Source organism: Candidatus Hydrogenedentota bacterium (genome assembly GCA_035450225.1).
In the GTDB taxonomy this organism is placed as follows: domain Bacteria; phylum Hydrogenedentota; class Hydrogenedentia; order Hydrogenedentales; family SLHB01; genus DSVR01.
Map to the genome: position 1 here is coordinate 21,659 of DAOTMJ010000029.1, position 13,633 is coordinate 35,291.

Annotated in this window: 8 protein-coding genes; 2 read left to right on the forward strand and 6 right to left on the reverse strand. The window is 61.6% G+C overall.

The window, feature by feature from the left end; translation table 11 throughout:
- Window positions 1-159: 159 nt before the first annotated feature.
- Complete coding sequence (locus P5540_14350; protein HRT65996.1) at window positions 160-1,545, forward strand: NDP-sugar synthase; 1,386 nt, start codon at window positions 160-162, stop codon at window positions 1,543-1,545.
- A 73-nt stretch (window positions 1,546-1,618) separates the two neighbouring features.
- Here the strand turns inward: P5540_14350 and P5540_14355 are convergent, their stop codons facing one another.
- The 3 genes from P5540_14355 to buk all read right to left on the reverse strand — a co-directional run bounded on the left by P5540_14355 (window position 1,619) and on the right by buk (window position 5,981).
- Window positions 1,619-2,368 (reverse strand): class I SAM-dependent methyltransferase, encoded by a 750-nt coding sequence (locus P5540_14355; GenBank protein HRT65997.1) that lies wholly within the window; start codon window positions 2,366-2,368, stop codon window positions 1,619-1,621.
- Window positions 2,365-3,501 carry a DegT/DnrJ/EryC1/StrS family aminotransferase gene (locus tag P5540_14360; protein ID HRT65998.1) on the reverse strand — a complete coding sequence of 379 codons (1,137 nt, stop codon included), beginning with the start codon at window positions 3,499-3,501 and terminating at the stop codon, window positions 2,365-2,367. Before P5540_14360 ends, P5540_14355 begins: the two co-directional genes overlap by 4 nt.
- Before the next feature lie 386 nt (window positions 3,502-3,887).
- A complete protein-coding gene (buk, locus tag P5540_14365; GenBank protein ID HRT65999.1) occupies window positions 3,888-5,981 on the reverse strand; it encodes a butyrate kinase in 2,094 nt (697 codons plus the stop codon).
- 304 nt (window positions 5,982-6,285) lie between these two features.
- Between buk and P5540_14370 the strand changes: the two genes are divergently transcribed.
- On the forward strand, window positions 6,286-8,196 hold the full coding sequence (locus tag P5540_14370; GenBank protein HRT66000.1) for an OPT/YSL family transporter: 1,911 nt from the start codon (window positions 6,286-6,288) through the stop codon (window positions 8,194-8,196).
- Window positions 8,197-8,215: 19 nt separating this feature from the next.
- On the opposite strand, the gene P5540_14375 is transcribed toward P5540_14370, so the two are convergent.
- The 3 genes from P5540_14375 to P5540_14385 form a co-directional block, all read right to left on the reverse strand.
- On the reverse strand, window positions 8,216-9,649 hold the full coding sequence (locus tag P5540_14375; GenBank protein HRT66001.1) for a sulfatase-like hydrolase/transferase: 1,434 nt from the start codon (window positions 9,647-9,649) through the stop codon (window positions 8,216-8,218).
- Between the two features lie 118 nt (window positions 9,650-9,767).
- Complete coding sequence (locus P5540_14380) at window positions 9,768-11,435, reverse strand: hypothetical protein (GenBank protein ID HRT66002.1); 1,668 nt, start codon at window positions 11,433-11,435, stop codon at window positions 9,768-9,770.
- The gene (locus tag P5540_14385; GenBank protein ID HRT66003.1) at window positions 11,432-13,618 is read right to left on the reverse strand and encodes a hypothetical protein; all 2,187 of its coding nucleotides are present in this window, start codon (window positions 13,616-13,618) and stop codon (window positions 11,432-11,434) included. The genes P5540_14380 and P5540_14385 overlap by 4 nt, the downstream gene beginning before the upstream one ends.
- Between the last annotated feature and the right edge of the window lie 15 nt (window positions 13,619-13,633).

Consider the following 13,633-nt stretch of genomic DNA (forward strand, 5'->3'; position numbering starts at 1 on the left):
CGCCCTTGCCGTGTTCCCTACGCGCAGGGCGTATTGCGGCTACGGCCATCCCCGGATATACTGATGCCACGACACGCCGCGATCCGCCGAAAGAGACAACGCCCAAAGACCGGAGGCGCATGAAAACGGGCGGTTCGGGAAGAATGCGAAGGAGACACGATGGATTCAGCCGTTATTCTCGCTGCGGGAACGGGATCGCGGGCATGGCCCTACACCGGCGTCCGCCGAAAGGCCGCGCTGCCGGTTGCGAATGTGCCGCTGGCGCGCCGTATGGCGCTCGATCTGCTGGCCGACGGGATCAAGGATATTGTCGTCGTGGTGGATTCCGAAGGCCAGTCGGTGCGGCACGTTCTGGGCGATCTGGACGGTGTGCGTTTCGTGGAAACGCCGGCCAACCGGGGACCCGTGGACGCCGCCCTGCACGGTTTGGCCGCCGTGTCGGGCGAACGCGTATTGCTTTGCTCCGGCGACATTGTCGTTGCGCGGGGAACGGTGCGGGCGTTGCTCGACGGACACCGTGCAAACAAGGCGGAGGCGACCGTGCTGGCCGCCGAAACGCCGCGCGGGCTTACCGCCTCGTGCACGACGGTGGATGTCGCGCCGGATGGATGGGTACGCGAAATTTGGGGCGGCGGCGACGAAAGTCATCCCCGGTTCGGCGGGATGGCCATTGCGCGGACGGCATTGCTGACTCGCTATCTCGAACGTGATCCGGGCATCATGCCGAATGTCCACGTCGGCGCGATGCCGCCCCGCGAAGGCGACGCGGCCTTCGCGTTCGAGATGATGCGGCGCGACGGCATCGAAGTGCATGCCGTCATGGCGCCCGGCTTTTTCGTGGACGTGGACAAGCCCTGGCACATCGTGCAAGCCAACCGGCTCGCCGCGCGCGAGGCCGTCGAGGCGCTCGAATCCACCCTCATGGAGGAAGGCGCGCGCATAGACGACGGCGCGGACATCGCCCCGAACGCAAAATTGTGGCTTGGACGCGGCGCACACATCGGCAAACATTGCCGGATTGGCGGATCGGCCATTCTCGGCGCCGGCGCCCGCGCGACGTGCGGCGCGATCCTCGAACCGGGCGTCGTCATGGGCGCAAACGCCCGTTGCGAGGAATACGGCAAGATCGGCGAGGGATCCGTCATCGGTCCAAACAGCATCGTCGGCCATTGCGCCGAATTCGACGGCGTCATGTTCGACACCGTCTACCTTTATCATTATTGCTGTGTCACGGCGCTGATTGGCACGCATGTGGACATCGGCGCGGCGACGGTCTGCGGTACATGGCGTTTCGACGACGGCATCCGCGCGCAAACCGTCCAGGGCCGTCGCGAACACCCCGAATGTTACGGTTCGTACACGTTCATCGGCGACTACTGCCGGACCGGCGTCAATGCCATGTTCATGCCGGGTATCAAGGTGGGCTACTACTCCTGCGTGGGCGGCGGCGCGATCGTCTACGACGACGTCCCCGAACGGACCCTGCTCATCCCGAAACAGGAACACGTCATGAAGCCCTGGGGGCCGGAAAAATACGGCTGGTAGTTTCCCTCTTCGCGATTTCCACGCGCCGCGCAAAGAAGTTGCAAACAAAGAACTCGCATCCTTGACAGGGGCGTTACGACAAGTTCGCTTCAGGCTTGCGGGCCACCGTGAAAACCGACAGGCCGAACGGCAGCGGAAACAGGCCGGCCATTTTCCGCTCGATGCCCAGCACGGCGCCGAATAGGCGATTGGCCATCGCGCCGGGCGGCGCGAGGTCCGAATCCGCGGGCGGGCGCATCTTGCGCCATAGCCGCGTCGCGACAATCGCCGGGAAGAGCAGCGTGTTCCAATACGTTGCCTGGAGTACCTCGAAACCGGCGGCACGCAGCATTTCCACGCACTCCCCGCGCGTGAAGCGGTGCGCCGTGTGGACGGCCTCGTCGTGCGACGAACGGAGCCAGCCGTATGCCGGCAGGTTGAGGATCAGAAAGCCTCCCGGTTTCAAGGCCGAAAAGATCGCTGCCAATGCCCGCATGCGATCCGGCACGTTCCGGTGATAGAGCACGTCGAGCGAAACGACGGCGTCGAACTCGGCCTCCGAAAATGGCATCGCCAGAACGGACGCCTGCACAAGCCCCGCCAAACCCCGCTGGCGGCAGAAACGCATCGCATCGGGTGAAATGTCGAAACCTACCGGCTGTCGTGATGTCCGGCCCGCGATCCATTGCAGCGTCGCGCCTGTGCCGCATCCCGCGTCGAGCACGAGTGGATTCCGAATGCACAGGTGGCGGCGCCACGCGCCGTCGAGCATCGCGCGCAGGCCGGCATACCACCAATGCCGGTCTTCGGTCGCGAACATGATGGCGTATTCTTCGCGATTCATGCGCAGCCTTCGGCGTCGAAGAACGCCCGCACGGCTTCCGCGACGCGCACGGCGTATTCGAGCGGCATTTCGGCGTACATGGGCAGCGACAGCACGCGGTCGCACGCCGATTCGGCCACCGGAAACGCCCCGCGGGCATATCCGAGCCGCACGTATGCCTTTTGCAAATGAACCGGCACGGGGTAATGCAGCAGCGTCGCGATGCCGCGCGCGCGCAGATACGTCTGCAACGCATCGCGATGCGCCGTACGAATCACATAGAGATGGTAAACGTGAAACGCATTCGCGGCCTCGAAGGGCAGGACGATATCGCCCGCGCCGGACAACAACCGTCCGTACACCGCCGCGCGTTCGCGCCGGGCCTCGTTCCACGCGTCCAGATATCCCAGTTTCACGCGCAAAATGGCCGCCTGAATTTCGTCGAGCCGGCTGTTGAACCCTTCGGACACGTGGCGATAGCGCGTTTCTTCGCCGTAATTGCGCAACATCCGGACCCGGCGATCCACTTCCGGATCGCTGGTCGTCACCGCGCCGCCGTCGCCGTACGCGCCGAGGTTCTTGCTCGGATAGAAACTGAACGCCGCCGCCGTGCCCAACGATCCACAGCGTCGGCCCCGGTAGCGGGCCCCGTGGGCCTGTGCACAGTCCTCGACCACGGCAAGCCCGTGCGCGGCCGCCACCGCACCAATGGCGTCCATGTCGCACGGATGGCCGTACAAATGAACGGGGACGATGGCCCGCGTGCGCGGCGTGATGGCCTGCTCCAGACGATCCGGGTCCATGGCCAACGTGTCCGGGCGGGGTTCGACGAGCACGGGCGTCGCCCCGCTGGCCGCGATTCCCGCAACGGTCGGCACACAGGTGTTGGCGACGGTAATTACCTCGTCACCGGCCTGTACGCCCACCGCGCGCAATGCGAGATGGATCGCTTCCGTGCCCGATCCGACTCCCGCGCAATGCCGCGTTCCGATGTAGGCCGCGAATTCCGATTCGAACGCCGCGCAGTGTTTTCCGAAGATATACCACGCATTGCCGAGGACGTCGTCGATCGCCGCGCGAATCTCGGTCTCGATCGCGCGGAATTGGCTTTTCAGTTCTCCAAAAGGTATCTCGATGGGTGGTTCACCCGCCATGCGCCCATCTCCTGTCGCGGGCAATTACGGAAAGTGCGTGAAACAGACTGGACAATCCGTTTATTTCCATAATGGGCCCTGTTTGGCGCTGCAATGCCAATCAGTATAACATCATAACCTCTCGTGCTTGTGCTCGTATTCGTAATCGTGCTCGTGCTTGAAACAAGGAGTTATAAACTTCTTCAATCGCTTGCAGGATTATTCAAGGGAACTCATTTTCACCCTCCATGGGGAACCCGGGGCTCACGACAATCGTAATCGGGAAAATGGACTTTATAGACGACATGGACCCACGAGGGGTTTCACCTTTCAGACAAGATCCTCTTTTTCATAACGTTCACCTCGTCCGGAATTCGGGCAACAAGAGCCGCTTTCAATCTCCGGTCTCAGGATAACGGACGATAGACCTGCGCGTTTTCGCGTCCCGACAGGACGGCGATTGCCCCGGCGGCAAGGGCAGCCATCTCCAACGATCCGGGATAGACGATGACGGGCGCCAGCATGCCGATACGCTTGCGCACAGCGTTCCGTATCGTCGCCCCGTGAACCAGCCCGCCCGTCAGGACAATCGCTTCGATGTCGCAGCCCGTGGCCACGTACATGGCGCCGATTTCCTTGGCGATTTGATACGCCATGGCGTCCACCACGAGCCGGGCGTGTTCGTCGCCGTCCGCGATGCGCCGTTCGATGGTTTCCATGCGGTATTCGCCAAGATAGGACTGCAATCCGCCGCGCCGGGTCAATTCTTCGATCAATTCATCACGAGCGAACCGTCCCGAATAGCACAGATCGATCAGTGCGCCCGTGGGAAGCGCGCCCGCCCGTTGCGGGGTGAACGGCCCGCCGCCAAGCAGGGCAATGTTGTTGTCCGTCATGCGGCCGCGTTTGACCGCCGCCACCGTGATTCCGCCGCCCAGGTGCGCCACGACGAGATTCAGATCCGCGAGCGGACGCCCAATCTCGCGCGCGGCCCGCGCCGCCGCCGCGCGGATGCTCAGCGCGTGCGAGGTGCTACGCCGCGTTATCGGGGCATACCCGGAAATCTCCGCGACGGGATCGAATTCATCCACGACGACGGGATCCACCGCATACGCGGGCACGCCGAACCGCCGCGACAGAATCGCCGCGACGGGAATCCCGAAGTTGGCGGCGTGGCGGCGTTCCGGATGCCGCAATACCTGCCCGACCATCGCCTCGTCAACCGCGATGCCGTCTGCCGTGCGTTCGGCCACGACATACACGCCGCCCGGCAGTTTCCCGGGCGGTCTCGGCAGAAATCCGCCGCGCGCGGCAATCGCGTCCACGCCGCCAACGCCGCTCGTTTCCAATTCCCGCTGCGCAAGATCCGCAAGACGGGCCGCTTCCGCCTCGTCGGATTCCCAAACGCCCGAATGGCGAATCTCGCACGCCAATTCGGTTTCACGCACGTTTTGGTCGTCCTCATAAATGGCGAGTTTCAGCGACGTCGAACCCGGATTGACCGCCAGAATGCGGTACGCCACGGGATCGGGAACGGCCACGGTGCATGCCGGGCGCGGCCGGTTGAGCGCGCGCTGCGCGTAAATGCTGCCCAGCGCGACGGAATTCAGGCGCGTTTCGAGCGCGTCCGATCGCGAAAGCAGGACATAGGAAATGGGAAATCCCACAATCATGTTCGCGAGCGAGGCGAGGCCGTACTTGATCATCGCACTGATGCATTTGTAGATGACGTTGCCCGTGTCAATGTTCGGACACAGCAGGATGTCCGCCCGGCCCGCCACCTCGCGCGCCTCCGGCACATCGAAGCCCTTCATGGAGACCGATCGCGGATCCGTCGCCAAATCGAGCGAAATCGGACCGTAGACATGGACACCGGGCCAGTCGCGTTCCGCCAACCGCCTGCCCATCCATGTCGAGGCCATGGATTCGACCGGTTTCTCGCTCGCGGACAACACGGCGACGCGTGGATGCTCGATGCCCATGACCACGCGCGCGACCTCGACGGCGTTTCCAATCAGGTCCGCCATGCGTCCGAAATGGCAGACCGTCGTGATGCCCGCGTCGGTCAGGATCATCGGCCGTCCGTCCGCGATCGGCGCCGCATCGAACAGCGAAACGAGGCTGACCGTTGGACGATCGGCAAGGGGCAGCATGTGACGATTGATGGACGACGTGGAAACGCTCCCCTTCAGCACCATGTTCACCACGCCGGATCGGGCCAGCGCAACCGTGGCCGCGCACGCCGCTTCGTCGTCCTCCACGGCCACAATGTCTTCCGGGGGAATCTCGATGCCCGCCTCTTCCACCGACCGCGCGATGCGACGTGCGTCGCCCACCAGGACAATACGGTCCAGAATCCCGTGATCGCGCGCCGATTCGACCAGACGCAGATCCTCGATCCGGCTGCCCCCCGCCACCGCGGCTTTCGTCGGCGGCAGTTGCCCCGCCACTTCGACGAGGTCCGTCACCGTCCGCCAACCGCCCGCCAGTTCCGTATTCATTCGTCCACCGTTTCCAGACATTGCCGGCCCTCCGATCCCGGCGTCGCAAAAAAAACGATCGCGCGCCTTGAATGGTAACAAACGCCCGCCTGAATTGCGAAAGTAATCAGCTGTCAACGGGAAGGTTCCATCGTTTCTCTCTTGTGCCCGCCATCGCTATCGCCATCGGCATTGCGAACACGAGCACGAGCATGAGCAAGCATGAAAGAAATGAATTTATCCGCATCCCGGCCGGGATGCCTTGACACGGCCATGCGCGTCGTGTTGGACTTGCGGGGTTTCATGCAAGGCTTGGGAACCGAACATGGGTGTAACGTTTCGCAGTGTGGCGATCGGGCTCATCCTGATTCCGCTGAACGCGCTTTGGGTCGTGCTGGCGGAACTGGGCTGGTATTCCGGTTTTCCCACGTGCCTGAGCCTGTTTTTCAATGCCGTGTTCTGCATTTTCGTTATTGCGATCGTGAACATGGCCGTTGAGCGTTTCAATCCGGCGTGGGCGTTGAAGGGCAGCGAAATTCTCGTCATCTACACGATGATTGGCATCGCGAGCGGGCTGGCCGGCCACGATTTTCTGCAACTCTGGCTGCAAACGGTAACGCATCTCCACCGCTACGCGCCGTTGCGCGGGCTGTACACCGAAATCCTGCCGCACGTTCCGCCGTGGCTCGTCGTAAAGGATCAGGCCGCACTGCAGGGCCTGTACATCGGCCAGGAATCGGTGTATCACTGGGCCAACTTCGCGCCCTGGATCGAACCGCTCGCATGGTGGTTCGGCTTCGTGATTGCGTTGTGCGCGGTCATGTGGGGCATTACCCTGCTGTTCCGAAAGCAGTGGGTCGAACACGAAAAACTGGCCTATCCCATCCTGCAAGTGCCCTATCTACTGGCCGTTCAGCCGCGGACGCTCTTCCAAAACCGAATTTTCTGGGCGGGTTTCGGCCTTGCCGGTTCGATCGGCATGATCAACGGCCTGAACCGGCTTTTCCCGCTGCTGCCGCGCATCCCCATCGCCTCGATCGTGGATCTGCGCACCTTCTTTCCGGAACGCCCGTGGTCCGACATGGGCGAGGCGATTGTGTCGTTCTATCCCTTCGCGATCGCGATGTTCTTCCTGATGCCGGTGGACCTCGCGTTTTCCTGCTGGTTCTTCTTTTTCTTCTTCAAAGCCGAGCGGATTCTGGTCAGCCATTTCGGATTGCAGGGCATTCAGGGTGCGCCGTTTCTGACGGAACAGATGGCCGGCGGATTCTACGCCATCGCGTTCATCGCGTTGTGGATCAGCCGCCGCCACCTGAAGCGCGTGGCGCTCATCCTTCTGGGCCGATGCCGCGACGACGACATCACCGACTGGGATCGCCATGAGGCACGATGGGCGGCCCTGCTGCTGGCCGGCGGCGGATCGTTCCTCCTGTTCTTTTGCTGGCGGACGGGGATGACGTGGTGGGTAACGGCACTGTTCTTTGCGCTTTATTTCCTGATCTCGCTCGCGATCACGCGGATGCGCGCCGAATTGGGACCGCCCGTCCACGATCTCCACAGTTTCGGACCGAACATCCAGATTCTCAACGCGATGGGCATGACCAACATGCGCAAGGAAAATCCGGCGGACCTCGTCATGTTCGGCATGCTCAATTTCTTCAACCGGGTCTATCGCGGCCACCCGATGCCGCACGGCATGGAGGCGTTCAAACTGGCCCATCAACTCAAGATGGACAACCTACGGTATCTCATGGCCATGCTCGTTGCGGTCGTCGCGGGCACGATGGCCTCCATGTGGGCCATGATGTGGATGCACTACCATTACGGCGGGGCGGCGGGCATGGTCGCGGGCGACGGGTTCGGCTGGGAAATCTGGTCGCGCGTCAATATGTGGTTCACCGCGCCGCAGCCACATCAACTCGTCTCGACAATGGTCATCGGCCTCGGCGCCCTGTTCTCGTTTCTGCTGGCCGCGATGCGCATGAACTTCGCCTGGTGGCCGCTGCATCCGATGGGATTCGCGCTCGCCGGGACATGGTCCATGGACCGCCTGTGGGTTTGCGTGCTGATCGGCTGGCTGTTGAAGGTGGCCGTGATGCGCTATGGGGGCGTCAAGGCCTACCGGCCCGCCGTGCCGTTTTTCATCGGCCTCATCCTCGGCGATTTCATCGTCGGCGCGCTCTGGAACCTGTACGGCATCGTCATGGAAGTCCAAGTCTACCGCTTCTGGTTCTGACGCGGAAAATACGGCCCCTTTATTTCCGCCGGCGTTCCCTTCCGGACGGCCGCCGCGGTTTTTCCTTTTTGTCTTTGGGATGGCCCTCGCCGGAAATGATCGGCGCGGGTAGTTTTTCCAGAAGGGCGGTAAAATGCTTCCGGGCTTCGAGCGCCGCGGCCTCCGTCGAGTCCGTGACATCCTTGTAACCGGAACCATCCCGGCTGTCGCCGCAATCATAGAGCCGCCCGAACCGGTGCGGCGAATTGTCCTCGAGCAGAAAGCGTTTGGTGCGCAGGATACGCGCGTCGCCGATGAAACTGAATATCCACTCGCGCGTGCGATCGGTCTTGCCGCGCAGGAACCGCGCATACGATTTCCCGTCAATGATGCGGTCCTGTGGCAGTTTCACGCCGGCAAGTTCCATCATCGTCGGCATGACGTCGGAGAGATCCGTGAGTTCCATCGTGGTTCCCCGGGTTTTCACGAGACCCGGCGCATTGACGATCATCGGCACCCGCGCGCCCAATTCGGTGGGATCGCCCTTGCCTTCGCCGCCGGTGCCGTTGTCGGTCGTGAAGAAGATGACCGTGTTCTCGCGCAAACCCTGTTCGTCCAACGCCGCCACGAGCCGGCCTATCAGCAGGTCGGCATATTCGACCCCGTCCTTGAAGTTCGCCTTGTCGTTCTTGAATTTGTCCATGCCCGGTTTCAAAGAACGGGGCGTGGGCACATGCGGACCGTGCGTCAGGCACATGGTGTAGTAAACAAAAAAAGGCCGGTCCTTGTTGCGCCGGATGAAATCGTTCACGAAATCCGCATGGATATCCGGTCCGTAATCGTCGGGGGTTGTCGGGATGTATTCGCCGTTTTTGACGATGGAGGGATGCCAGTAGCGCGACGGTTTCCGGTCGTTTTCATAGGCCCCCGCATGCGTTACGCCCGATGGCAAGTCCCGTTCATAGGCCCACATGCAGTATTCGTCGAAGTCGCATTCACGGATGAGATTGGGCTGCTCCCCCGACAGTTGCCATTTTCCCGCGAGGGCCGTTGCGTACCCGGCTTTTTTCAGCAGATTCGCAAACGTCACGTGCGACTTGGCAATGTCTTCCACCGGCGAATTCGGTTCGGGGCCGCCCCGGCGTCCGGCAAAATTATAGACGCCGTTGTGGCACCCGTATTGCCCCGTCATGATCATGAGCCTGGTGGGATGGCAGATGGGCGAGGCGAAACAGGTTTCAAACTTGACGCCCGTTTCGGCCAGCCGGTCCAGATTGGGCGTGTGGTGAACCTTGTTGCCGTAACACGAAAGTTCCTTGGCGCCCATGTCGTCCGCAAGGATCACGATGAAATTCGGCGGACGATCCGTGCCCTTGGAACCCGATGCGTGTGCGGTCGCGCCGGCCAGCCAAGCCGCCGCCATGCCGCCACCCGTTTTGGCCAAAAAATCCCTTCTGTTCACCTTGGAGTCCATCGCTCGCACCTTTCCCGTGGTTTTTATCCATGTAACCCCATTCATACGGGCTGGTTCCCGGCGGGGACCTTCATGCCGGATTCGGAATTTCGGCCATGGATGTCCGCGCCTTGTCTGTTTATTTCAGGTAAACCGACAGGGTCATTTCCTGCCAACCTTTGTCGGAACGCTTGATGCCGCGCACTTCACGAACCGTTTCGCCGATTCGCCCCAGCAACTGCCGTCCGGGGTTGTCCAATTCCGGAACAAGCAGGGGCAACACGTGGGCCGCTTTGGGCGCGTCCAGCGACCAGAAGGTCAAAATGGACGCCGGATTGATGCCGGTGTTCAGAGGGAACGGGAAAACCGGTTCGCCGGGTCTGGCGATTGCCTCCGCCAGTTCCAGGCATTTGTCCCGACGGGTGGCCGCAACGAGGATATCCTCGCGGACTGTGGCATGCAACGTGATTCCGGCGACATCGAAAGTCCACGTCTCGCCGGATTCTCCGCCGGTTTTCGGGAAGGTTCCCGGCGCCTTCAGGAAGGTTCTTGGATCCCGGCCTTGGGCAATCCTTGCCGCGCCGAACAATGCCGGCTTGCCATCTTCGACGGCGATGCCCACCGCGATTTCGGAGGCAAGGAGGCAATCGGCGGCCTGTTGCGCGATGCGAACTTCCCGCATCCGCATAAAACCAGGTATCAGATTGAACAAGTCGAACACCGTCCGTCTCAACGGCGCCGTAATGCGCACGCTTGCATTGAACATGTTTTCAGGGGACAGCACCGCCGCAAGGCGCATCGGCGGGATATCGCCGGAATGAACGGCCAGCGCTGGACGGTTTCGCGTGTCGAGACGCGATCGAAGCGCAATCCCGTCTTCAGCAATCGTCAAGGTCGTCACGAGCAGACCGTTTCCCCGATAGGCTTGATCCCGTTCCTCGATGATGCCGGCCTTTTCCGCCGCCTCGTGCTTCAGCACATGGGCGACATATCCAAGGAGGGGCGCAAGGTTTGGCGTGGCCGGCATGATCATTTCCGGGCGCGTCGCCAATGCGGCATCGCATGACAATAAATCCGGACAGGCTTCGGGAGACAGGCCGAAGGTTGCGGGAGACTCGATGCGGGCAATCGTTTCCCGGAGGAACGCCGGGCTATTGGATACGACGATCCATCCGCCCGCGAAACAGTAGCCCAGCGCGCCATCCGGCCAGGACAGGCCGTCGGGTTCGGTTTTCCCTTGAGCGGACACGTTTCGACACGCAATCTGCCATGCGTCCGCCAGGGAATGCAGCGAGGCCGCCGCGGACGTTGCATCGCTGTATTCGGCAATCGCCGCAAAGGCGGCGGGCGGTCTTTTACGGTGGACAATGCCCAAATCTTCCGTCCGAATCGTCTCCATGAGTTCCGCGGCCTCCTTGGCCGGCGAACTCAAATCGAAGAAACACGCCAACGGCGTGTCCGGCGCGAAACCTTTCTCCACGAGGAAATCGGAAAAGGTCTTCGCGCCGTCGGAACCGCATGCGGACATTGCCCCTTCGAAAAGGGCGTGGGCCGTCTCGCCGTTGCGCATCTCCGGAGGCAGAAGCCGATCCGCGACATTCAGGCTTTTGCCTGCAAGATTCGACAGATGCGGCACGACACAGGCAATGGCGGCCGATTCAGGCGCCAGGGAAAGCAACCTTGCGGCGGAAGCGGCATCGCCGTTCGGCGCAGCCGATCCAACGCATGGGAAAACGGCTGCGGCCGTCAACGCAACGGCAACGGCGGACAGAGTCCGGCGGCATGGATTCGCCCTGTGTTTCCTCATAGTCCAAGTTCCAGGCAATAGCGCATCTGCTCCCGTTCCGATGGAAGCCAAACGCTCATCAACAAAGGAAAATCCTGCACATTTCGCACCCGGTAAAACCTTAAAAACTCGGCGTCCGACCCCAACGTAAGCCCGTTGAACGGACCAAAGCGGCCTTCGCCCGGATGTTGATCCTGGTACCAATCCGAATACTGGATGACGGGAAAATAATAGCGAAACATGCAGGGACCGCCGGGGTTCGGAAGGCGGTACGAATCCAACAGGATATCGGGCAGGTCGCGGTAGCGCCACGACACCCGCGCCCAAGGTCCGGTTACGCGCATTTCGGCCACCAGGTATTCCGTCCGGACATTGCGTTCCGGCCAAAGCCCAAGGCGATCCAGCGCCAGGTTTTTCCGCAGGTTGTCCATCGCCGTGTTTTCGAACGCCGGCAGCCGGGCCGGGGAAAAGACGGTTGCCCCGCCGTTCTCGCGGATTTCGACATCGAGCGGCTCAAGATCGGCTTGTGCATAAGTCTCCATAAGCCTGCCCGTTGTTTTTTCCTGGTAGAACCGGGCCGCGTATAACGGTCCCGCCAGAAACGCCGCCGTGCAAACCGTGAAGATCACCGCGCGGGGAAAGGCCGGTCTTGCCTTGGCAATCGCCTGTTTCAAGCCGTCACGCATCACACCGCGCAGACCGGCCCACGCGGCTCCCGCAAGAAAAAGAGGAAACCAAAAGGACAGAAAATTGAGGTGAAACGCATGACGCATCTGAAATTCGATGCTGGTATAACCGGTAAAATACAGAAACAACAGCAGACATCCGGCGGCCCGCCGCAAACCGAGGGATCCGATGACCACAAACGCCGCCGCGGCATACCATGGGCCGAACACATCCAAATGGCGCGACACCGGAACCGCCCATCGTTCCGCCGCGCGGAACATGCCGTTTTCTTCTTTGAAAAAGTTCCGTGGCTGCAGGTTGCGGACAATCCTGAGCGAGGCGGCATACGAACGGCCTATCACGTCCGCCGGAAAAGTCGCATACAAGGACAACACCAGTTTCCGGGTCAGCAATTCGGTCTTTTTCCGCCAGATGTCCACCTGATCACGATTGAATAACTCCATGTTCAATACAAGGTCCATCACGGCCTGAAGCGGATTGGCTTGCAGGCTTGTGACAAGGCGGGCCGCACCCAGCGTGCGCAGGCTCGAAAAATCGTCGGGGGGCAGATGGTCTTGCTTGGTGTCGTAATCGGCAATCAGGGCGTGCATGAGATAATCGCCGTTGCTATGGAACGGGCACACCATCGCCCGTTCGGCGCCGATGTCGAAGACCGATTCCAGGGCGAATCCCTGGGCCATGTAAAAGGCGTTGTTGCCGCCGGTTTCGCGTGTCATTCGCAGGACCGGCCATGCGGGAATCGCAAAAGCGCCGACAAGCGCCAAAGCCGCCGCAAGTCGAAACCGGCCCGGGGTTCGATGGGCTACCCGCGTACCCAGCGCGACAACCGCCAACAGGGCCGGGAGGCCCATGACGGCGTCCTGCCGGAATCCAAATCCTATTCCGATGACAAATCCCATGACCAAGGAAAGCCACAACAGGGTGCGCGGGCGTACCTCGCGCAACAGGAGGTATCCTGCGGCCAGCATCACGGCCAAGAGAAACGGCGCCTTGCAAAAACTGCGCAACCACGGAAGTTGGCCGAGCATGACCGGCGAAGCCAGCGTCAACACCGTTCCGGCGAGGCTCAGCCACCGGTTCATGCCCAAGCGAAAGATCCCATACGTCAACACGCCGGTCACGCCAAATACCGCGGCCCAAAAAATTTTGACGGACGCCCAGGAGATTCCAAACAGCCTCCAAAGAATCCCCACGGCATAAAGCATGTAAAGGCGATCCACGTGAAACTTGCCGGTGGTGGGAAATCGCGCAAGGTCCGGGGGAACCTCTTCAGGCGACAAGGAGGGACGTTGCTGCGTGAAGAATTCGGCCATTTCCGGCGTGATTTCGGTGGTTCCGTGCATCCCGCGGCCCATGGCCCAAAGCAGGGAAGCTCCAAACAGTTTGCAATCGCTTTCCGCGTCCGCGCGAAAAAGAACGCCCGGCTGATTCAGAAACGCCCACCCCGCCGTGCCCGCCATCAGGAACAGGGCCGCCACGATGACCGCCTCGCCGCTTCTTGTCTGGAATACACGCATGGGATTCCGCCTTGC

Coding starts and splice junctions, on each gene's coding strand:
- P5540_14370 (HRT66000.1), top strand. CDS start 6,286: ATGGGTGTAACGTTTCGCAGTGTGGCGATCGGGCTCATCCTGATTCCG.
- P5540_14385 (HRT66003.1), bottom strand. CDS start 13,618: ATGCGTGTATTCCAGACAAGAAGCGGCGAGGCGGTCATCGTGGCGGCC.
- buk (HRT65999.1), bottom strand. CDS start 5,981: ATGAATACGGAACTGGCGGGCGGTTGGCGGACGGTGACGGACCTCGTC.
- P5540_14350 (HRT65996.1), top strand. CDS start 160: ATGGATTCAGCCGTTATTCTCGCTGCGGGAACGGGATCGCGGGCATGG.
- P5540_14375 (HRT66001.1), bottom strand. CDS start 9,649: ATGGACTCCAAGGTGAACAGAAGGGATTTTTTGGCCAAAACGGGTGGC.
- P5540_14360 (HRT65998.1), bottom strand. CDS start 3,501: ATGGCGGGTGAACCACCCATCGAGATACCTTTTGGAGAACTGAAAAGC.
- P5540_14355 (HRT65997.1), bottom strand. CDS start 2,368: ATGAATCGCGAAGAATACGCCATCATGTTCGCGACCGAAGACCGGCAT.
- P5540_14380 (HRT66002.1), bottom strand. CDS start 11,435: ATGAGGAAACACAGGGCGAATCCATGCCGCCGGACTCTGTCCGCCGTT.